Raw genomic sequence first — 21668 nt, 5'->3', positions numbered from 1 at the left:
TTACAACGTGAACGAAAAAACATTTTCTTACGGGATTTTAAGAGCACTGGGGATTATAGCCGCAATATTCCTGTTGTTATATTTTCTATATCAAGTCCAGTCTGTCCTGGTTTATATAGCCATTGCAGGGGTTATCTCTTTAATTGGAAGACCTTTTGTTATTTTTTTAAGATCCAAATTTCGTATCCCTAATCAAATGTCGGTCATTATAGTGTTAATTCTAGTCATGATTGTTTTTGTTGGGATAATCCTCGTTTTTGTTCCAATTCTTATCGAGCAAAGTCAATATATAGGCAGAATAGACATTGAGGCTTTTAAAAGCGATATCAATGAATTAAATGTTCAGATAAATACCTACCTCGGGGTCGATGAGATCAATATATTGGATAGTTTAATGCAAAGTGAAATAGTTCAAAACCTGGACGTTAACCTGATCCCAAAATTTTTAAACAGCGTTTTTGGTATTTTAGGAGCTACCTTAATTGCGATATTTTCCATAATGTTCATCTCATTTTTCCTGCTTAAAGACAGTAAGTTAATGCTTAACAGCATCCTTGTTTTTGCCAACAGGGGGGAAGAAGATAAATTTCAACGGGTGTTCAACAAGATCAAGATCTTGCTGTCCAGATACTTTGTAGGTCTTACAATGCAAATTAGCGTGCTGTTCATACTGTATCTCCTGTTACTGACTATTTTTGAAATAAATAATCCAATAGCAATAGCCTTTATTTGTGCTTTTTTGAACCTGGTCCCCTATTTAGGCCCAATATTCGCAGGTATTTTAATGGCCCTTTTTGTAATCTCCAGCCAGCTTGGAGCCGATTTTCAAATGGTTATTCTACCAAAATTAATCTATATTATGTTAGGGTATGGGATTTCACAAATGATAGATAATCTTATTAGTCAACCGCTTATATTCGGGGCCAGCGTGCGCTCACATCCTTTAGAAATATTTCTCATTATTCTTATTTCGGGACTCTTATTTGGGGTTTTAGGAATGGTTGTAGCAGTTCCTTTTTACACTGCATTAAAAGTTATAGCGAAAGAATCACTAAGCGAATATAAGATCGTTAAAAGGCTTACAAGGGATCTTTAAAACAACCAGGCTTGAACAAAGCACTATTAAATCCAGAGGTTCAAAACTTCATTTCAGAGCATCTTTTTGAGGATCTTTCAAAATTGATTTTGAAAGGAAGCCCGTTTCCCTATATTTCCAGCCAGGAAATTGGGGTACAGATTTCAGGAAAAAAGAAGGCCAAATTAAAACTTCCGATTTGGTTTAATTCTGAAAACATTCTTTATCCTCCAAATCTTAATTTGGAGCAAACTTCTTCAGAGAAAACCGCAAAATACAAGGCTTCATTAATTTCAGGGGAAAAGCTGATAGATCTTACCGGGGGCTTTGGAATAGACTCTTATTTTTTTGCTGAAAAATTTACCCAGCTCACCTATTGTGAACTCAATCCTGAATTATTTGAGATCGCCACACATAATTTTAAAATTTTTGGAGCTGAAAATATTAATGCATTTCAGGGAAACGGGATCGAATTTTTGAAGACATCGGAAGACCACTTTGACTGGATCTACCTTGATCCCTCAAGACGTGATGAGCACGGAGGTAAAGTTTTTCACATGAATCAATGTACTCCTGATATTTCAGGAAACCTGCAAATGCTTTTTGAGAGATCAGAAAATATTATGCTCAAGACCTCTCCTTTACTTGACCTGAAAGCTGGAATTATTGAGTTAAAGCAGGTTTCTGAAATTCATATCGTTGCAGTTAACAGTGATGTTAAGGAATTATTATGGATATTGAAAAAGGGATATCAGGGTGAAGTTGAAATAAAAACCATCGATTTTCAAAAATCAGAAAATCAATTATTCGAAACTAAATTCTCAAATAATCAATCGGAGGTACCATTAAGCCTTCCTTTAAAATACCTCTACGAGCCCAATCCAGTTATCATGAAAAGTGGGATGTTTCGGGAATTGGCAGTTCAAACCAACACCTTGAAACTTCATTCGAATTCACATTTATTCACTTCGGAAACAATGAAAAAATTTCCGGGAAGAATTTTTGAAGTATTTGATATGGTACCTTTTAACAAGAAGTTATTAAAGCAAAGCTTGAAGGTAAAAAAGGCCAATATCACCACACGGAATTTCCCTAAATCGGTGGAAGTACTGCGGCAGGAACTAAAAATACGCGATGGGGGAAATTCTTATTTATTTTTTACCACCAACCTTAAAAATGAAAAAATCGTATTGGTTTGTAAGAAAATTTCTGCTAAAACCCAGATTTCAGATAATGACGATTAAGACCAATAAAACTAGTTCTCTTTAAATAATTTCCTCGCCTTTTCAAGATCTTCAGGAGTATCTATTCCAATTCCTTTAAAATTTGTTTCCACCATCATGATATTTTTTCCATATTCCAGGTACCGGATACATTCAATCTTTTCTGTTGCTTCAAGTTCCAACATTGGCAACCTGTAAAAATCCATCAAGGCCTGTTTTCTAAAAGCATATACCCCAATATGTTTGAAATAAGTTACTCCGGAATTTGTTTCCCTTGGATATGGAAGCGGGAACCTTGAGAAATATAGCGCCAGGTTATTTTTATTAGTGATCACCTTCACATTATTAGGGTTGGTAATCTCATCGCTATCGTGCATTGGTGTTTTGAGAGAAGCAAGATCTATTTTGCCTTCAGTATCATATTTGAAAACTTCAAGAAGTTTAAAAAGACTTTCTTTATCGATGAGAGGTTCATCGCCTTGTACATTTACAACTATATCAACGTCCATATGCTCTACCGCTTCCGCAATTCTGTCGCTGCCGCATTGGTGCTCTTTTTTGCTCTTTATGGCATTACCTCCGGAATTCCTGATCTCAGCAAAAATAACATCGCTATCGGTTACTACAAAAACTTCATCAAACAAGCCTGTGTTGACAGTCGCTTCGTAGGTACGGCGTATAACGGTCTTTCCATTGAGATCCTGCATCAGTTTTCCCGGAAACCTGATCGCTTCATACCGCGCAGGGATTACAGCTATAATTCTTAAGACGTTATTTTTGGTCATTTCACTTAATTTTCAGTTGAATTGGTAATCTTTTTAAACCCTCATTGAGGGTTTAGTTCCCTGAGGCTTGCCTCGCAATTTTTAAAAGTATTTTCAAATTCATACCTTGTTAACTTGCCCCGAGGTTTTTGATTTTGTTAATCTTCAGTAAAAAAATCATCTTTAAACCCGATTAAATATAACTTTTCCTGAGCCCTTGTTATTGCCGTATAAAGCCATCTCAAATAATCCTTGTCTACCCCGTTTGGCAAATAAGGCTGTTCAATAAAAACCGTGTTCCATTGCCCACCCTGTGACTTATGACAGGTCATGGCGTATGAAAATTTAATTTGCAGGGCATTAAAATATTTGTTTCCCTTCACTTTCAGGAACTTTTTGTACTTAGAGGTTTCATCTTCGTAATCCTGCATCACTTCCTGATATAGTTTATTGGACTCATCGTAGGTTAGCGAGGGGGAATTGCTTTCCAAAGTATCCAGGATCACAACGGTATCAAAAGGTTGCATCTTGGGGTAATCTACCATTTGAACATTGACTTCAGCAAAACGAAATCCGTACAGCTCCTTAATCGCTTGAATTTCCAGGACCTTTACAATATCTCCATTTGCGATAAATCCGGCTTCAGAAGTAGGTTTAATCCAGAAATAGTTGTTTTTTACGACCATTAAATAATCTCCTGAAGAAATTTCTTCCTCCTGAAACAAGATCCTGGATCTAATTTGCTGATTGTATTGATTTGCTCTTTTATTGGAACGTACGATAATGCTGGTATCCTCATGGCCCAAATTATCATAGGAATCCTGAATGGCATCCAGGATCTCCTGACCATCCATCAATCTTACCACATCTGCCTTTCCTGTAAGATTAAAGCGGAATGATTCATAAAATTCCTCTGCCAGTGCTTCCCGTATCCTTGTTGCATTAAGCAGGATATCACTTTCCTGGCTTTGGCGAACCACTTCATCCAATTCTATATGAATAACCTCTTTGTAGTAATAATCCCGAAGCTTATCTTCCTCCAAAGCAGGGCTCATATCCAGTTTTACAGGTGGTAACTGTGCGGTATCCCCAATTAAAATAAGAGAACATTTTTGCCCTGAGTATACATATTCTATAAGATCGGCAAGCAAACCTTTGTTTTCAAATAATTTCGAATCCTGATTCTCATCTGGGATCATGGACGCCTCATCTACGATAAAGATCGCATTTTTATGTTTATTGGTTTGTAAAACAAATTGTACCCCTGCCCCACTCGTTTTTTTTGGAAAATAGATCTTTTTATGAATGGTTTGTGCCTCCTGATTGGAATACAGGGAAATAACTTTAGCTGCCCTTCCGGTGGGAGCAAGTAAAATTCCACTGCGTTTTATCTTCCAAAGATTCTTCACCAGCGCACTAATAATGGTGGTTTTCCCGGTTCCGGCGAAACCTTTCAGCAAAAATAAGGAGTCTGATGAGGGATTAACGACAAAGGACGAGAGTTGCTGCAATGCAATATCCTGTTTTACCTTTGCCGGGAAGCCTAATTCATTGATTAATAGTTTATAAAAGGTACCGGCATTTAAAGTTTCCATAGGCTTTCTTGCAAAAGTCAAAGATAACAACGTATTTTTAGGGCAGAAACTTTTACGAATAAAAAAAAATTGTAGATTTGCGATGAACTCAACTAATTTAAAAATTTCGAAAGCATGAAACTTGTTATTCAATTACTCCTTTGGATTGTTATCATCTTTTTGGGATACCTGGTGTTTAACTCCGTGTATGACCCAATCCAGTTTAATAAAGTTAAAGAAAAGCGTTATGCCAAAGTAATTGAACGTCTTCAGGATATTCGTGCTGCGCAATTGGCACATCAGGAAATCACCGGATCTTTCGCGAAAGATTTCGACAAATTGGTGAAATTCATCGATACGGCAGAATTTGTTTTGACCCAACGAAGAGATTCCACAATACTGGATGAGGAATATAGAAAAACTTTTGGTGTTGACAAGCAAAAAGATATTGTTATCATAGATACCCTTGGATATGCATCTGTAAAAGATTCCCTTTTCAAAGGGGATCGCTATAAAAAGATGATGTTTGTTCCAGTTGATGGGGTGGATGCAAAATTTGAAATGGATGCTGGTACAGTAACTAAAAATGAAAATAAAATCCCTGTTTTTGAAGCAAAAGTAAACAAAAGCGTTATCCTGCATGATCAGGATAAGGATTTGGTTATGCAGGAAAAGCAAGTTGTTTCTGTAGATGGAGTAAATGGAGCATTTTTAAGAGTAGGCTCTATGAATGAGGTCAATACCACCGGTAACTGGCCAACAGTTTATGGAAGTAATTAGAGAACATAAAATGAACAAATTGAAACTGTCCATTCAGGTATGCCTGAATGGACTTTCTTTTTTAATTCTGGATTGCGAGGAAAACCAACTGGTTTGGTATAAAAAAACCACCTTCCCAAAAGAATTCAATCCTGTAAAAATCCTGAAGGAAATTGAATTGGTTTATGAAAAAGAAGAATTCCTCCAAAACCCAATAGAAGAGGTTATGCTTCTCTTTTCAAACGATCTTTACAGCATCGTGCCCAAAGAGTATTTTATTGAAGAGGAGGCTTCCAATTATTTGAAATTTAATACCAAGATATTAAAGACCGATGTCGTAGCCCATGATTTTATCGAGGCAAAAAATCTGATAAATGTTTATATTCCATATACGAATATCACCAATTATTTTTTTGATAAATATGGGGAGTATGAATATAAACATAGCATTTCGGTTTTTGCCGAAGCTATTTTAAGTCTTGAAAAGAGTTTACCCGTAAAGGTTTTTTTAAACAATTATAAAGATTATTATGATCTTGTAATTGTTCGCAATGGAAAACTCTTATTGAGTAACTCTTTTAAGTACGATTCTCCCGAAGATTTTATCTATTATTTATTATTTACCCTGGAGCAGTTAAAACTGGATCCATCAGAAATAGATTTGATATTAACAGGTGAAATTTCAGAAGAATCCCCTTTTTATCAAATAGTATATACCTATATCAAAAATGTTCAATTTCTGAAACCCGATCTAAAAATAGATTTTTCAGAAGAATACAACGAGCAATTTCAAAGAGAGGCTTTTATTTTACTTAAATCTATAGAATGCGAATAATATCAGGCCTTCATAAAGGCAGAAGAATTACTGCCCCGAAACAATTACCAATACGTCCCACTACCGATATGGCAAAGGAAGGCTTGTTCAACATCATTAATAACCGGTTTCATTTTAAAGGATTGACAGTACTGGATCTTTTTTCGGGTTCCGGAAATATCTCTTATGAATTTGGTTCGCGGGGTGCCGGGCCAATCATTGCGGTTGATGCTAATATTGATTGTGTGAAATTTATCAAAAAAACCGCTACTGAACTGGAACTGGATATAACTCCCGTAAAAAGTGACGTTTTTAAATATCTTGAAAAAGCACCTGTGAAAGCCGATTTGGTTTTTGCAGATCCTCCTTATGATCTGGAGGAAGATCAATTTGAAAAAATCGTCCTATTGGTTTTGGAAAGGAACATTCTAAACCCAAAAGGAATTTTGATTATTGAACATTCCAAGCATACCAAACTTACAGCATTGGAAAACTACAGCGAATCCAGAAAATATGGAAATTCGGTTTTTAGTTTTTTTGTGCCTAAACCATAACTATGGATCCACTTATTGAAACAATGGAACTGAATTTTACCACGCTTAAATTCTACAAGGATTTTGTTGTTTCAAAAATTAAGGAAGATGTTGTTCTGGATAAAAATAATACTGAAGCCTTGGTTGAAGCCTGTTCTGGAATATACCAGGGAGAAAGGTTTATTTATATTTCGCAAAGATTCAATTCCTATAATGTTGATCCATTGATTTATGTAGATCTTGAGAAAGCCACCAATCTTTGGGGGATTGCCATAGTCAGTACTAAAGCATCTGCTCTTAAAATGGCTTTTTTTGAGAAGAATTTTGCCAAGTTTCCGTTTGAAATTTTTACCGAATTTGAGGAATCCTTAACCTGGGCAAAGGAAATACTGCGCAAAGAAAAATTTTCCTGAGATTTAAGAAAAGTGCGAAGCCACAGCCAAAATAAAATTCAAACACTTTTTTTGAGTTTTCCTAAAATAAAAAAAGCAGATCTATAATCCGGATTCTGTATCCCGAAAAACTCCGGGACCCTTATCATTTATCTGAGATTTTTGTTGCCAAAAACCTTTAGCTGCCTACCCTCCGGCAACGGACGGGCCGCCCTTAAATGCCGGTATACATGGCATTGCACCGCATAGAGTTTACCTGATTTCACTACAGCATTATCTGTACATCCTTTCTGTTGCACTGGTCCTGATCCCACTTCCGGAAAAACCGGGGTTGAGACCGGTGGGTGTTACCCACTATACTGCCCTATGGTGTCCGGACTTTCCTCCCTGATATACATCATGGCGATAAGGCGATCTGCTTTCGTGCAAAGATACAGCGGCTTGCTTACATAACATCCATTTCCATTCAAATAAAATAAATCAGTCATGTCCGGTAAAGTCAAGATCGTTCCGCCTTCGGCGTAACTGCAAGAACCAGGAACCAAGACTGAATTTTATTCAATTGATAAACAATTAGTTATAACCCTAATAATGTTTATCAGACAACAATAAAAACAAATAAGAATAGTAAAAAAAGCCCGATACAAAAATTCGAGCTTTGAAGTGGAAATAAATTAAAGGCTCCCATCCTTCCCAAGGAGGGGTAGCCAAAGGCCGGGGTGGTTCCAGTTATAATTTAATTTCTTACCCCTTCCGTCTTATTTGGAAGAGGAATTCTGTTGAATTAGAAACAACCTTGTTCCTATTAATCCACCCCGCCCGTAAGGTTGTGGCGGGTTTTCTTTAAAGGGAAGAAGCCCTTTGTTTTTTATCATATTCCTTTCAAAAATTAAGGGTTTACATTTACTTCTTAAACATGGTATTTCTATATTTGTTTTTCAAAAATTATTCATGGAGCATTTTGTAGTATCGGCAAGAAAATATCGTCCCGTAACATTTAAAGATGTTGTAGGGCAACAGGCAATTACAAATACGCTTTTAAATGCCATTGAGCACGATCACCTGGCCCAGGCATTGCTTTTTACAGGTCCGCGGGGAGTGGGAAAAACTACCTGCGCCCGTATTCTTGCAAAAATGATCAATCAGGATGACTCACATACTGCGGATGAGGATTTCGCGTTCAATATTTTTGAATTGGATGCAGCTTCCAATAATTCTGTAGATGATATCAGGAATTTGATCGATCAGGTTCGCATCCCGCCTCAGGTTGGTAAGTACAAGGTTTATATTATTGATGAGGTGCATATGCTATCCACCGCTGCTTTTAATGCGTTTTTAAAAACCCTCGAAGAGCCACCAAGACACGCAATTTTTATACTTGCAACCACCGAAAAACATAAAATAATTCCCACTATCCTTTCGCGCTGCCAGATCTTTGATTTTAAGAGGATCACGGTAACCGATGCAAAAAACTATTTGGCATATATCGCCGGAGAGGAAGGTGTAAACGCTGAAGATGATGCGCTTCATATCATCGCTCAAAAGGCAGACGGCGCTATGAGAGATGCCCTTTCCATTTATGACAGGGTGGTGAGTTTTTCAGGAAAAAACCTTACCAGGCAGGCGGTAACAGAGAATTTGAATGTTTTGGATTATGAAACTTACCTGGAGGTTACCGATCTTATTCTGGAAAACAATATTCCCCAACTTTTGGTTGAATTCAATGAAATACTGTCCCATGGTTTTGATGGGCATCATTTTATTGCCGGTTTGGCCTCACATTTCAGGGACCTTATGGTTTGTAAAAATCCAAAAACCATTCATTTACTTGAGGTTGGCGACACTACAAAAACAAAATATTTTGAGCAATCCCAGAAAACAGATCATCGTTTTCTTTTACAGGGCATCGAGCTGGCAAACGAAAGTGATCTAAAATATAAAGGCAGCAGGAATCAACGTCTAATGGTGGAACTTTGCCTGATGCAACTTGCCTCTGTCACCTTTGATGGAGAAAAAAAAAAGTCTGAACAATTTATAGTCCCTGCTGAAAATTATAAAAATGCAGCACCCAGTCCACTAAAGCGTTCTTCTGAGGAGAAAGCCATCGTCAAAGAACAGGAATATTCAACTCCAGGTTCGGCTCCAGATACAGAACCGCCCATATCTGTTGCTAAAGAAAAGTCTGAAAAATTTGAAAAATCCCATTCTTCGGAAAATTCTGTTATCCCTGAGGGAAATGACTTTCAACAAAGCTCCGTTTCAGAAACCATCGGTGAATTGGAAAATATTCCAAAAACCGCTGCAGAATCTGAAGATCCTACGGAAGAAAAAAAAGCTGATGCTCCTCCCCTATCTTCTGAAGAAATAAAAAATACTGAAGAATCACTTTCTGATAAAAATGAACAGCCTTCAGAAAACACAGAAGAAGTTAAATCCTCTCCGGATGAACCAACATCGGAAGTTGAAAAGGCAGAAAACCGGGTTACTTCGGAAGCTTCAGAAGAAACCATGGATCAGGAGAAACCCTCAACTTTACAGGAGGAACCTTCCGCAGAAAAAATTTCAGGTCTTTCTATGGCCAGCATCAGGAAAAGAAAGGAATTACTTGCAAAACAGCAGGGATTTAAACCTAAGGTGGAAGAGGAAAAAAATGAAGCATTTACAGAGGTGCAATTGCAGGCTGCCTGGGATGAATACATTCACAGGTTGAAAAATAAAGGGGAGAAAATTCTTGCTTCCATTATGGAGTCGGATATGCCGAAAATTGACGGGAAAATTATTTCAATTGAACTGCCGGCAGATACCATGAAAAAAGATCTTGAAAAGGGCCAGAATCCTATGATGGCTTTTTTGAAGAAAAAGCTTCAAAACACGAATATTTCATTGGAAATAATCGTGAATGAAAAGGTGGCGAAAAAGTATGCTTTTACCAATATGGAGAAATATAATAAGCTGAAGGAGAAAAATCCCCTTATCGAAAAATTACGAACAACATTTGATCTGGAAATATAATTATGCTTGGATTAAAATTACCTACAGACCCACGTTGGGTAGAAATTGCAGAAAAGAACATCGAAGAAATTCTTATAGACCACGCCTGGTGCGAACAAAAAGCGGCATCTACTGCCATCTCTTTAATAGTGAGTTTTCCTGAATATTCAGATTTGGTTTCTGAAATGACAGCACTTGCAAGAGAGGAAGTGGCACATTTTAAAATGGTTCACGATAAATTGCTTGGCAGGGGCTATACCTTAGGTCGCGACAGGAAAGATGAATATGTGATAAAAGTAAGGGAATTCTTCCCTAAAGGAGGCAGCCGGGTAGATCAACTGGTTCACCGCCTTTTAATTGCCGCATTAATTGAAGCCAGAAGTTGTGAACGATTCAGATTGCTTTCAGAAGAACTAAAAGAAGCAGAGCTTAGGGAATTCTATAAACAATTGATGATTAGCGAAGCAAACCATTATACCTTATTCCTCAATTTTGCCCGTCAATACGGAGAACGCAAAAATGTGGATAAAAAGTGGCAGGAACTGCTTACTTTTGAAGCTGAAGTAATGAAAGATCTCAGCAAAAAAGAAAGTATTCATGGCTAAACACCTTCCTGATACAGCGACTTTATAATGCCATCTGCCAATCCTATTTTAGGAACATAGATCCTCCGGGCTTTGGTCCATTTCATCGCAGACAGGTATATTTTTGCTGCGGGAATAATAACATCGGCCCTGTCTGAATTCAAATTAAGCTCTGTAATCCTTTCTTCATAGGTAAAGGAATTTAATAATTGATAATAGGAACTTAAATAAAGAAAGCTCAGCGGCTTGCCAACTGATTTCCCGCTACTTTTAAAAATATTGTTGATGTTCCCACCGGAACCTATCAAATCTATTTTCTGGTAGTTTTTTGTCGCTTCTTTAACCCAGGATTCCACTTCGTCCCAGGTTCCCGGCTCGACAATATTTTCAAGAATACGAACCGTACCGAGTTTGAAAGATCTTGAAGAAATGGTATCCCCATTAGAGTATAAAGTAAACTCCGTACTACCACCCCCAACATCTACATATAAATACGTTTTATCACTTTGAATAAGTTCGTTAAGATCTGTTGCAGCGATCATAGCCGCTTCATCGTTTCCATCGATTATATTGATTTGCACTCCTGTTTTTTGTTCGATAAGATCTGCGACTTCCTGACCGTTATCAGCTTCACGCATGGCAGAAGTAGCACAGGCTTTATATTTTTCAATTTTATGAGATTTCATCAGCAGTTTAAAAGCATTCAAGGTATCCAGCATCCTCATCTTGTTTTCTTCAGAGATATTTTTGGTCATAAATACATCCGATCCTAAACGAATAGGAACCCGTACCAGGGAAGTTTTTTTAAAAATTGGTTCTTTATTTTCCTGTTCGGTAATTGTTGATATCAATAACCGCACTGCATTGGAACCAATATCTATCGCTGCAAAATTTCTTTGTTTAATCACACCTAGTTGTTTTCTAATTTTTTCTGATAATATTCATATAAAGCAAATTGTGATCGAAGGGCCGGAAGATCATTTTTTCTATATGCATTGTCCTGATTTTTGGAAAACACCCTGGCTTTTACATTATCTCTCCAGCTTATTTCAAAAGTTTCCAGAATTTCCTGTTTAATATTTTCATCATAAATTGGACAGGATACTTCTACCCTGTAATCCATGTTTCTGGTCATCCAGTCTGCAGAAGAGATATATACTCTATTATCTCCAGCATTTTCAAATATATAAACCCTGGGATGTTCCAGGAATTTATCTATGATACTAATGGCTTCAATATTTTCGCTCATTCCAGGAATTCCGGGAATAAGGGAACAAAGACCTCTTACTATAAGCTGAATTTTCACCCCTTCCCGACTTGCTTCATACAATTTATCAATAAGTGTAAAGTCTGAAAGGCTATTCAATTTTAATTTTATTCCGGCAGGCTTCCCTTCCTGGGCATTTTCAATTTCAGTAGTTATAAGTTTAATCAATGCTGCTCTGGTATAATGAGGAGATACCAATAAATGCTTGTACCGGCTAACTTTATAATTAATTTCAAAGAAATCAAAAACCTTATTGATCTCTTTAAGCAATTCCTGATTTCCTGTAAACAGGGTGTAATCTGTATATATCCTGGAAGTAGATTCATTTAAATTCCCGGTGCTTAGGAAACCATACTTAATTAATTTTCCTTTTTCTTCACGTTCTATCACGCAGGTTTTACAATGAACTTTTAATCCTGTTACGCCAAAGATCAAATTTACTCCTTCCTGCTGCATTTGTTCAGCATAGCGAATATTTGCAACTTCGTCAAACCGGGCCCTTAACTCGATTTGAACTGTTACTTTTTTGCCGTTTTTTACGGCATTTATCAGGGAACTGGCAATATGTGATATTTTTGCCAGCCTGTAAATTGTAATTTTAATGGTTTTAACCTTTGGATCCAGGGCTGCCTCCCTTAGGAATTTAACAACATACGCAAAGGTTTGATACGGGGAATAAAGCAGGTAATCTTTTTTTGCAATCATTCCCAATAAACTTCCATGAAGAACCAAACCCGGAATTGGCAAAGGGTCTATTGCCTTATAGAGTAATTTATTATTTCCAAGGCTGGGGAAATTCATATAATCTCGCCGGTTATGATATCTTCCACCGGGAATAATACTATCTGTAGAGTCAATACCCATTTTCCCCATGAGGTAGCCCAGGGTATCCTCACCAATATTCATATCGTACACAAAACGCACAGGATCTCCTTTAATTCGATCCTTGACACTCATTGATATTTTTTCAATAAAACTTTTACTCAGGTCACTGTCGATATCCAACTCGGCATCCCGGGTTATTTTGATCATATGAGCTGAAATACTCTCATATTCAAAAATGTTGAAAATTGTTTTCAAATTAAACCGAATCAAATCATCCAGCAAAATGATGTATTGCTTATCACCTTCCTCAGGTAGTACCACGAAACGATCTATGCTTCTGGGAATTTCAATCAAAACATATTTTCTGTCCTGCACCTGCCTGTTAAGAAGTTTGGAAATTCCTTGTTGAGGTGCCTCTTCCTTCATGACCATTTTTACGGCGAGATATGCTGCACTATCTTTCAGGCTGGGAACTTTTATCAGATCATTTAAAATAATGGTAACCAGCGCCGGACTTACATGTGTTAGAAAATAATTTTTGATAAAGGCTTCCTGAGTTTCGGATACCTGTTTTTCATTGATGATAAAAATATTATGGTCTTCCAGCTGATGTTGAATTCTATCTAAAATTTTGAGGCTTTCAGCTTGTTGGTCGATCACTATTTGTGTGATCTCTTCCAGAAGTTTTCCAGCTTTAATTCCCCCTAAGACACTCTTGGCACTCTTTCCGGCCAGATCTATACGTTTGATAGTGGCGTACCGAACTTTAAAAAACTCATCGAGATTATTGGAAAAAATTCCAAGAAAACGAAGCCTTTCTATGAGTGGAACTGTTTCATCTTCAGCTTCCTGAAGCACTCGTGCATTAAATTGAAGCCAGCTAAGCTCCCTGTTTATATATTGATTATTGCCCATTTAATTATCGTAGATTTTTCGGAAATAAATTTAAAATTGTTTTTCCGTCTTTCAGGTCTTTCCAGGAGTTTGTTTTGAAATCTATTACTGTTAGTCCGGTAGTTGGTACAGAGACAAAAGTCTTATCTCCCAAATCGTTCACCAGTACCGTCATTGCGGGATTATGCCCAAAGACCATCAGTTTTTCAATCTCAGGATCACAATGCTGGATTTGAGAAAATAAATCCCGGCTGTTAAATGTATACAATGAAGGTTTTACAAAGAAATTCTCATCCTTTATATTCAATTTTACTTTGAATATTTTTGCGGTTTCATGCGCTCTAACAGCAGGACTGGACCAAATAACCAAAGGATGTTCAACAAATTCTTCAAAAGCAGTACTCACAAGTTCACCATCCCTATACCCTCTCTTTTTCAACGGTCGCTGTTCATCTTCAATATTATTTCCCCAGGAGGACTTGCCGTGCCTTACTAAAATTAGCCTTTTCATGTTTTTTAATTTAAAATTTAAAATTCCAAATTTCGAATTTGTAAATTGGAATAAAGTGCGTTAAAAGATTAACACTTCTTTTTTGCTAAAAAGTATCAGGGCGCTAATCGCTTAATGCTCCATGCACCTTTGTCTTTTCCATAAAATATTCTGTCGTGCAGCCTGTTGGACCGGCCCTGCCAAAACTCGAAACTCTCAGGCCTTACAAGAAATCCACCCCAATTTTCAGGTTTTGGAATGTCTATATCTTTAAATTTAAGTTCCAGCTCCCGTAGATTATTATTCAAAATCTCCCGGGATTCGATTTCACTGCTCTGGTTTGAAGCCCATGCTCCCAACTGGCTGCCTCTTGGTCGGGTATTAAAATATGCTATGGATTTTTCTTCTGAAATTTTTTCTGCTTTTCCTTTAATGATTACCTGACGCTCCAAACCGGACCAAAAGAAAGAAAGACAGGTATGAGGATTATTCAACAAGGATATTCCCTTTTCCGAAGTGTAATTGGTGAAGAAAATAAAACCTTCATCACTAAACTCCTTTAAAAGAACGATTCTGCTTTTTGGAAAACCATCGGCACCAATGGTTGCAACAGTCATAGCATTAGCTTCCACAGAATCATTTAATTCCCGCCTGTATTTTAATACCATTTCCATTTCATCAAACCAGGCATGAAATAATTCCAATGGATTTTCCGGAATTTCAGATTCCACCAGCTCTCCTTTGATATAATTTTTACGGTAACCAGATAAATTTTTGCCCATTAAATTAACTTTCGTGCAATTTACAAGTTTTGAAAATAAGATGGAATAACTATTCAAAAAGTTTATTATAGGTACCAAAATCCAGTGGTTAGATATTAAGAAAAATCAGAAATTAATAAAAACTAATAAATCAAGATTATAATTTATTTTAAGGATAGAAATCAATGAATTTTGATATGACTTTAGCATTTGGTAGTTCATCGAGAAAATCAGGTACTATAGCTAAAAGATGTAATATAATTTCCTGAAGCGGTTTATCTAACCAAATTCGAAGAGAAATAATTTTGACCCCAAAGGATTATTTCACTTTAACCAACTACTATTAAAGAATTTGTATTAATCCCTAATTATTAATACGTAGTTCATTAATGTTCAAATTAAGTTTAATTCGTTTTACCCTATCTTTAAAACTCCAAAATAAAAAAGGTTGTCTTTACAGGCAACCTTTTTTATTATAATCCTTTGATTTTCAATATCAAAAATTAAAGGATTTCACTTATTGATACTTTTAAATTTAGATTTAAAAAAAACAAATTATTCTTCTGAAATAGGTGAAATTCCCTGTTTTTAAAATAAAATATTGCATTTCATCTTAATAAATTGGTATTATAACTAATAAATAGATTATTTGTTTTTTAGTTCGTTTTATGTAAATACATTTATAATCCAAAGAGTACGAAACGTTCCTCAAACGTTTCTCAGACGTTATATTAAGATTCCCCCCAAAAATCTTCAATATTTATTAGACCTTGTTTTTTCCCTAAAAGAAACAAAATAGGAGAATATCCCCTTCGATCTCCTTTATCAAAAAATTGTTACTTAAAAAAAATGATTTTATAAGATCAGATCTCTATAGATCTCATCAATTCTCTATAAAATAAATTCGTCTAATTCAAAAAATATCAATTATGACCTGGAAAACTACTCTCTCATTTTTGGTTACTTGTTTAAAAAGGTTGGTAAACACTTTGGATAACAAGAAAAAATTTCGATTTCCAATTGTGGTATTTCTTGCCTTAATGGGGTTCATAAATTTAGAAAATGCGCAAGCACAAAATGTGAATGTGACTATTCCATCAGGAGGTTTCGAAATTGATGCAAATCTCGTTTCTAATAGCCCATCTAGTTTAGCAAACCCCACTTCCCCGGCGGGAGATTGGGTGGAGGGAGTTACCGGCCCCGGCGGACATGTGCTAAATTCCGATGGTACTCCTATCAATCCTGCTACAACCGAATTCTTCAGGGACGATTTCAATTCCGCAAGTGATAATACTTTCTCTCAGGGAAAGGCTGGTGATGACCCAAAGGACTGGAAATGGACTTCTTCTTCAGCAAACCCTTCTAAAGGGGATATTCACAATGCTATGTATCACATTGGAAAGGATGCCTTGAATAATCAATGGATTTTTATTGCCAGTGATAGATTGACAACCAATGGTACCAGTTATATTGATTTTGAGTTTTTTCAAAATACCTTAAATACCAACTCATCCGGTGGATTTATAAGTGCCGGACCAGATGGAGGCAGAACTGTAGATGATATACTACTAACAATGGAGTATGGAAATGGAGGCTCTGTAGCCAACGTCTTTTTTTACCTTTGGAAAAGTACAGGTGATACAAGTTTTGGATGGGTTTTACAAACAACTAGCGGAATAAATGCTTTTGCCCAAACCAATACGGAGACAATTGACGTTCCTTTTGGCGCTTTTGGCAAAAGCACATATAATCCCTTACAATTTGTGGAAGGAGCTATTAACCTTACCAGTGTTTTTGGTCAAACAGGAGATCCCTGTTTTGGTGTTAACATCAAAACCCTTTTGGTAAAAACAAAAAATTCCAATGCACCCACAGCCTCATTAAATGATTTTATTGGGCCACTACCTGTATCGTTAAGTTTCGGAAATGCCGCCATAATCTATGCTAATCCGGTTTGTAGTAATTCCGCACCGGTTAAGGTAGTACAAACAGGGGTTTCAAATGGAACTTATTCGGCTTCACCTTCTGGTTTGAATATTGATAGCTCTTCTGGTGAAATAGATGTCATCGGTAGCGATGCAGGCACTTATACTGTTACCTATTCTTTTACAACCAATGGCTGTACTAAAACTGCGACTACCGACTTTACAATATTGGCTTTACCAAATACTCCAATTGCAATTGATTCTGAACAGCCAGGCTGTGATTTAACCACCGGCACAATTTCCGTTGAGAACGTAGTTACTAATTGGACATATACTATAACTGGATCAAATAATTTTACCGACTCCAATCAAACTGGAAATTTCATTGGATTGGCTCCTGGAGATTATTTTATAAAAGTTACCAATTTAGATGGTTGTACATCGGATCCCAGCCCAGTAATAAAAATAATTGAATTTAACGACAATGAAAAACCTAGCATTTCCTGTCCTGCAGATGTTGTCGCAAACACAGACACCGGCGAATGTACTGCCTCTGGAGTAGTATTAGGAACGCCTACCGGAACTGATAATTGCGATACCGAATTAAGCTTTACCAACGATGCCCCGGATGTATTTCCTGTCGGGGATACCATGGTAACCTGGACCGCAACAGATGACGCTGGAAATGAACAAACCTGCCAGCAAAAGGTAACAGTAAAAGATAGCGAGAAGCCATCCATCATCTGTGCTACCAATCAAAATCAATCGACAGATACAGGTTTAAATACAGCCTATGTCTCCGTAACGCCTCCTGCAACCAATGACAATTGTGGAGTTGCTTCAGTTGTAAATGATTTTAATGGTACAGCCGATGCTTCGGGAACCTATCCTTTGGGGATCACCAAAATTATCTGGACCGTAACAGATATTCACGGAAATACCAATACCTGTGAGCAGGATATTACAATTACCGACAAGGAAGATCCTGTAATTAACTGTTCGGCCGATCAAACTCAGACTGCGGATGCAGATGCTTGTAATGCCTCTGTGAGCGTAAATATTCCTTCCGCAACAGATAATAATCTGGTTGCTTCTGTGATCAATGATTATAACGGTACTGCAGATGCTTCAGGGATTTACCCTGTAGGCACAACTACAATAACCTGGACCGTAACAGATAATGATGGAAATTCCAGTAGCTGTACACAGGATATAATCGTAACCGATAATCAGGATCCTTCAATCACCTGTGCCGCCGATCAAACTCAGCCCGCAGATGCCGGCCTTTGTACTGCAGCAGTAATTGTAAATGCTCCTGCTACCAGCGATAACTGTGAAGTAGCATCTATAGTAAACGACTTTAATGGAACAGCCAATGCTTCGGGAATCTATCCGGTAGGAACTACCGTAGTAACCTGGACCGTGACCGATATTCATGATAATACAAACACCTGTGTACAGAATATAACCGTAATTGATAATCAGCCTCCGGTAATTACTGCTGGGGACAATATTGATACCACTGCCGATAATGAACTGTGCAGCGCAGCCTTAACTATTGTTCCGGCTACTGCCGGTGACAACTGCAGCGTTGGCAATCCAACCGGAACAAGAGATGACGGAGAAGCTTTAACCGCTCCTTATCCAACAGGAATTACTACAATTACCTGGACGGTAACCGATATTAACGGGAATCAAGCTTTAGCCGTGGAACAAACCGTTACTGTTTCAGACAATGAAAAACCTAACATTTCCTGTCCTGCAAATGTTGTCGCAAACACAGACACCGGCGAATGTACTGCCTCTGGAGTAGTATTAGGAACGCCTACCGGAACTGATAATTGCGATACCGAATTAAGCTTTACCAACGATGCCCCGGATGTATTTCCTGTCGGGGATACCATGGTAACCTGGACCGCAACAGATGACGCTGGAAATGAACAAACCTGCCAGCAAAAGGTAACAGTAAAAGATAGCGAGAAGCCATCCATCATCTGTGCTACCAATCAAAATCAATCGACAGATACAGGTTTAAATACAGCCTATGTCTCCGTAACGCCTCCTGCAACCAATGACAATTGTGGAGTTGCTTCAGTTGTAAATGATTTTAATGGTACAGCCGATGCTTCGGGAACCTATCCTTTGGGGATCACCAAAATTATCTGGACCGTAACAGATATTCACGGAAATACCAATACCTGTGAGCAGGATATTACAATTACCGACAAGGAAGATCCTGTAATTAACTGTTCGGCCGATCAAACTCAGACTGCGGATGCAGATGCTTGTAATGCCTCTGTGAGCGTAAATATTCCTTCCGCAACAGATAATAATCTGGTTGCTTCTGTGATCAATGATTATAACGGTACTGCAGATGCTTCAGGGATTTACCCTGTAGGCACAACTACAATAACCTGGACCGTAACAGATAATGATGGAAATTCCAGTAGCTGTACACAGGATATAATCGTAACCGATAATCAGGATCCTTCAATCACCTGTGCCGCCGATCAAACTCAGCCCGCAGATGCCGGCCTTTGTACTGCAGCAGTAATTGTAAATGCTCCTGCTACCAGCGATAACTGTGAAGTAGCATCTATAGTAAACGACTTTAATGGAACAGCCAATGCTTCGGGAATCTATCCGGTAGGAACTACCGTAGTAACCTGGACCGTGACCGATATTCATGATAATACAAAGACCTGTGTACAGAATATAACTGTTATTGATAATCAGCCTCCGGTTTTTGATTCCGTATTAGACATCACTGTAAATGTTGACGCCGGAATATGTGGTGCAACTGTAAACTACGAAGTTCCAACTGCTACCGACAATTGTGAAGGTACTGTTGTAACTTTAACCGAAGGTTTAGCCTCCGGAAGTGAATTCCCGGTAGGAACTACAACAGTAACTTATACGGCTACAGATGCTGCAGGAAACACAGTTTCTACCAGCTTTACCGTAACAGTACTAGACAATGAAGCTCCGGTGATCGTTTGTAATGAGAACATCAGCCAGGCTGCCGATTCAGGTTCAGCAACTGCAGTAGTAACCTTTGAAGCTCCTGTTGGAACTGATAATTGTGAAGCTACTACCGAGCAAACTGCCGGACTGCCTTCAGGAAGTAAATTCCCGATTGGAACTACAACTAATACATATGTCGTAACCGATTCAGCCGGAAATACTGCTACCTGTAGCTTTACCGTAACTATTACAGATGAGGAAGATCCAACGATCTCCTGCCCCGCCAACATCAATATGAATGTTGATGCCGGATTATGCGGTGCAGTAGTTGAATTTGAAATGCCAGAAGCAAATGATAATTCAGGTAATGTAACTGTAGCTCAAACTGCAGGACCTGCTTCAGGAGAATTATTCCCTGTAGGTACAACTACAGTGAGTTTTACCGCAACAGACGAAGCAGGAAATACAGCAACTTGTAGCTTTACGGTTACTGTTGAAGACAATGAAGCTCCGGTATTCGATGCAGTAAGCAATATTACATTGAATGTTGACGCCGGAATATGTGGTGCATCTGTAAACTACGAAATTCCAACCGCAACCGATAACTGCGAAGGAACTGAAGTTACTTTAGCTGAAGGTTTGGCTCCGGGAAGTGAATTCCCTGTGGGAACAACAACAGTAACCTATACTGTTACAGATGCTGCAGGAAACACAGTTTCTACCAGCTTTACCGTAACTGTAAGGGATAATGAGGCTCCTGTAATCGCCTGTCCTGAAAACATCAGTTTAACTGTTGAGTATGGAGTAACCAGCCTGGTTGTAAATTACCAGTCGGTTGCTGTTACCGATAATTGTCCTGATACAACTATAGAACAAACAGCAGGTCTTGCTTCAGGAAGTAGTTTCCCTGTTGGAACTACAACCAATACCTTTGTAGTAACAGATGCTTCAGGAAATACAGCAACTTGTAGTTTTGAAATCAAAGTGGTAGAATTGCCGGAAGAAAAACCACAGCCGCCAGTGGTGGTAGAAGTTATTCAACCTACCTGTGAAGTACCAACTGGTACTATTACAGTACAAACTGAAGAAGGTTTAACATATAGTATAAACGGAACCGATTACCAGGAAAGCGAAGTTTTCATCGATCTTGAACCAGGAACCTATAGTGTAACTGCTCAAAATGGCAGCGGAGAAATATCTGATGTTGTTCAGATTACTTTGGCGGAACCTGCAGCAGAAACAATCCAGACAACTACTAAAGATCTTTGTATTGAAGATGATCCTTTCGACTTATTCGAATTGCTAATAGGAGATAATGATGAAAGCGGTACCTGGGAAGATACAGATCAAACCGGTGCCCTTACCGGAAGCGTTATAAATCCTGAATTAATGGCTGTTGGAACCTACACTTTCAACTATGTACTAGGTGGAAGTTGTCCTTCAACTACAAGTGTACAGGTTAGTATAAACGATTTATGTGTGGTATTACCTTGTAATTTTGATGATATTAAAAACGGGATCTCCAAAGTGGTAACACCGGGAAGAGATACTTTCAACGACTTCTTTATCGTGGATCAAGAAAGAGATTGTGGGTTTTCTTATAATCTGAAGATCTTTAACAGGTGGGGTAATGAGGTATTTAGAGCAAATAATTATCAAAATAATTGGGATGGCCAGTCAAATAATTCTTTTGCCTCTTCTAATCGGTTATCATCCGGTACTTACTATTATATAATAGAAATAATTGGAAGCGGTTTTAAACCAATCCAAGGATATATCTACTTAGGAACAAAATAAATCTAAAACCATGAAAAAAATCTATCTCCTAATATC

Annotated in this window: 15 protein-coding genes and 1 other RNA gene; 9 read left to right on the top strand and 7 right to left on the bottom strand. The window is 37.8% G+C overall.

Annotation, left to right across the window (positions count from 1 at the left end; genetic code table 11):
• The first annotated feature begins 7 nt into the window (after positions 1 to 7).
• Together ACKGJN_RS12595 and ACKGJN_RS12590 are read left to right on the top strand one after the other, a co-directional pair.
• On the top strand, positions 8 to 1096 hold the full coding sequence (locus tag ACKGJN_RS12595; protein WP_409539887.1) for an AI-2E family transporter: 1089 nt from the start codon (positions 8 to 10) through the stop codon (positions 1094 to 1096).
• An 11-nt stretch (positions 1097 to 1107) separates the two neighbouring features.
• On the top strand, positions 1108 to 2319 hold the full coding sequence (locus ACKGJN_RS12590) for a class I SAM-dependent methyltransferase (RefSeq protein WP_409539886.1): 1212 nt from the start codon (positions 1108 to 1110) through the stop codon (positions 2317 to 2319).
• An 11-nt stretch (positions 2320 to 2330) separates the two neighbouring features.
• Here ACKGJN_RS12590 and kdsB read toward each other — a convergent pair whose 3' ends face one another.
• A complete protein-coding gene (gene kdsB, locus ACKGJN_RS12585) occupies positions 2331 to 3083 on the bottom strand; it encodes a 3-deoxy-manno-octulosonate cytidylyltransferase (protein ID WP_409539885.1) in 753 nt (250 codons plus the stop codon).
• 137 nt (positions 3084 to 3220) lie between these two features.
• Positions 3221 to 4657, bottom strand: coding sequence for an ATP-dependent DNA helicase (locus ACKGJN_RS12580; protein WP_409540055.1), 1437 nt, complete (start codon positions 4655 to 4657; stop codon positions 3221 to 3223).
• A 114-nt stretch (positions 4658 to 4771) separates the two neighbouring features.
• Here ACKGJN_RS12580 and ACKGJN_RS12575 point away from each other — a divergent pair, with 114 nt between their 5' ends.
• The 4 genes from ACKGJN_RS12575 to ACKGJN_RS12560 are packed head-to-tail and all read left to right on the top strand — an operon-like array spanning position 4772 to position 7155.
• Entirely contained in the window at positions 4772 to 5416 is a 645-nt protein-coding gene (locus tag ACKGJN_RS12575; protein ID WP_409539884.1) for a hypothetical protein, read from the top strand.
• A gap of 10 nt (positions 5417 to 5426) precedes the next feature.
• Positions 5427 to 6230, top strand: coding sequence for a DUF3822 family protein (locus ACKGJN_RS12570; RefSeq protein ID WP_409539883.1), 804 nt, complete (start codon positions 5427 to 5429; stop codon positions 6228 to 6230).
• Positions 6221 to 6763, top strand: a complete 543-nt coding sequence (locus tag ACKGJN_RS12565) for an RsmD family RNA methyltransferase (RefSeq protein WP_409539882.1) — start codon at positions 6221 to 6223, stop codon at positions 6761 to 6763. Before ACKGJN_RS12570 ends, ACKGJN_RS12565 begins: the two co-directional genes overlap by 10 nt.
• Positions 6764 to 6765: 2 nt before the next feature.
• A complete protein-coding gene (locus ACKGJN_RS12560) occupies positions 6766 to 7155 on the top strand; it encodes a hypothetical protein (protein ID WP_409539881.1) in 390 nt (129 codons plus the stop codon).
• A gap of 68 nt (positions 7156 to 7223) precedes the next feature.
• Here the strand turns inward: ACKGJN_RS12560 and rnpB are convergent.
• Positions 7224 to 7556, bottom strand: an RNA gene (rnpB, locus tag ACKGJN_RS12555) — RNase P RNA component class A.
• A 529-nt stretch (positions 7557 to 8085) separates the two neighbouring features.
• On the opposite strand from rnpB, the gene dnaX reads away from it, so the two are divergent.
• Together dnaX and miaE are read left to right on the top strand one after the other, a co-directional pair.
• Positions 8086 to 10146, top strand: coding sequence for a DNA polymerase III subunit gamma/tau (gene dnaX / locus ACKGJN_RS12550; protein WP_409539880.1), 2061 nt, complete (start codon positions 8086 to 8088; stop codon positions 10144 to 10146).
• A 2-nt stretch (positions 10147 to 10148) separates the two neighbouring features.
• The gene (gene miaE / locus ACKGJN_RS12545) at positions 10149 to 10730 is read left to right on the top strand and encodes a tRNA-(ms[2]io[6]A)-hydroxylase (protein WP_409539879.1); all 582 of its coding nucleotides are present in this window, start codon (positions 10149 to 10151) and stop codon (positions 10728 to 10730) included.
• On the opposite strand, the gene ACKGJN_RS12540 is transcribed toward miaE, so the two are convergent.
• From ACKGJN_RS12540 to pdxH, 4 genes are all read right to left on the bottom strand, one after another.
• A complete protein-coding gene (locus ACKGJN_RS12540) occupies positions 10727 to 11617 on the bottom strand; it encodes a Ppx/GppA phosphatase family protein (RefSeq protein ID WP_409539878.1) in 891 nt (296 codons plus the stop codon). The two genes, miaE and ACKGJN_RS12540, sit on opposite strands and share 4 nt — an antisense overlap.
• A gap of 2 nt (positions 11618 to 11619) precedes the next feature.
• Complete coding sequence (ppk1, locus tag ACKGJN_RS12535) at positions 11620 to 13716, bottom strand: polyphosphate kinase 1 (protein WP_409539877.1); 2097 nt, start codon at positions 13714 to 13716, stop codon at positions 11620 to 11622.
• Positions 13717 to 13720: 4 nt separating this feature from the next.
• Positions 13721 to 14206, bottom strand: coding sequence for a SixA phosphatase family protein (locus tag ACKGJN_RS12530; RefSeq protein WP_409539875.1), 486 nt, complete (start codon positions 14204 to 14206; stop codon positions 13721 to 13723).
• A 95-nt stretch (positions 14207 to 14301) separates the two neighbouring features.
• On the bottom strand, positions 14302 to 14967 hold the full coding sequence (gene pdxH / locus ACKGJN_RS12525; RefSeq protein WP_409539874.1) for a pyridoxamine 5'-phosphate oxidase: 666 nt from the start codon (positions 14965 to 14967) through the stop codon (positions 14302 to 14304).
• 908 nt (positions 14968 to 15875) lie between these two features.
• Between pdxH and ACKGJN_RS12520 the strand changes: the two genes are divergently transcribed.
• Positions 15876 to 21632 (top strand): HYR domain-containing protein, encoded by a 5757-nt coding sequence (locus ACKGJN_RS12520; RefSeq protein WP_409539872.1) that lies wholly within the window; start codon positions 15876 to 15878, stop codon positions 21630 to 21632.
• Positions 21633 to 21668: the final 36 nt, after the last annotated feature.

This window comes from Gillisia xinjiangensis, assembly GCF_046298265.1.
Lineage (GTDB): Bacteria > Bacteroidota > Bacteroidia > Flavobacteriales > Flavobacteriaceae > Gillisia > Gillisia xinjiangensis.
Note: the sequence above shows the minus strand (reverse complement) of the source record. Positions and strands in the feature narration are given on the sequence as shown.

Excerpts from the sequence above, each read along its gene's own strand:
- ACKGJN_RS12575 (WP_409539884.1), top strand. The coding sequence starts at position 4,772 with ATGAAACTTGTTATTCAATTACTCCTTTGGATTGTTATCATCTTTTTG.
- miaE (WP_409539879.1), top strand. The coding sequence starts at position 10,149 with ATGCTTGGATTAAAATTACCTACAGACCCACGTTGGGTAGAAATTGCA.
- ACKGJN_RS12570 (WP_409539883.1), top strand. The coding sequence starts at position 5,427 with ATGAACAAATTGAAACTGTCCATTCAGGTATGCCTGAATGGACTTTCT.
- ACKGJN_RS12580 (WP_409540055.1), bottom strand. The coding sequence starts at position 4,657 with ATGGAAACTTTAAATGCCGGTACCTTTTATAAACTATTAATCAATGAA.
- kdsB (WP_409539885.1), bottom strand. The coding sequence starts at position 3,083 with ATGACCAAAAATAACGTCTTAAGAATTATAGCTGTAATCCCTGCGCGG.
- ACKGJN_RS12560 (WP_409539881.1), top strand. The coding sequence starts at position 6,766 with ATGGATCCACTTATTGAAACAATGGAACTGAATTTTACCACGCTTAAA.
- ACKGJN_RS12520 (WP_409539872.1), top strand. The coding sequence starts at position 15,876 with ATGACCTGGAAAACTACTCTCTCATTTTTGGTTACTTGTTTAAAAAGG.
- ppk1 (WP_409539877.1), bottom strand. The coding sequence starts at position 13,716 with ATGGGCAATAATCAATATATAAACAGGGAGCTTAGCTGGCTTCAATTT.
- dnaX (WP_409539880.1), top strand. The coding sequence starts at position 8,086 with ATGGAGCATTTTGTAGTATCGGCAAGAAAATATCGTCCCGTAACATTT.
- ACKGJN_RS12530 (WP_409539875.1), bottom strand. The coding sequence starts at position 14,206 with ATGAAAAGGCTAATTTTAGTAAGGCACGGCAAGTCCTCCTGGGGAAAT.
- ACKGJN_RS12565 (WP_409539882.1), top strand. The coding sequence starts at position 6,221 with ATGCGAATAATATCAGGCCTTCATAAAGGCAGAAGAATTACTGCCCCG.
- pdxH (WP_409539874.1), bottom strand. The coding sequence starts at position 14,967 with ATGGGCAAAAATTTATCTGGTTACCGTAAAAATTATATCAAAGGAGAG.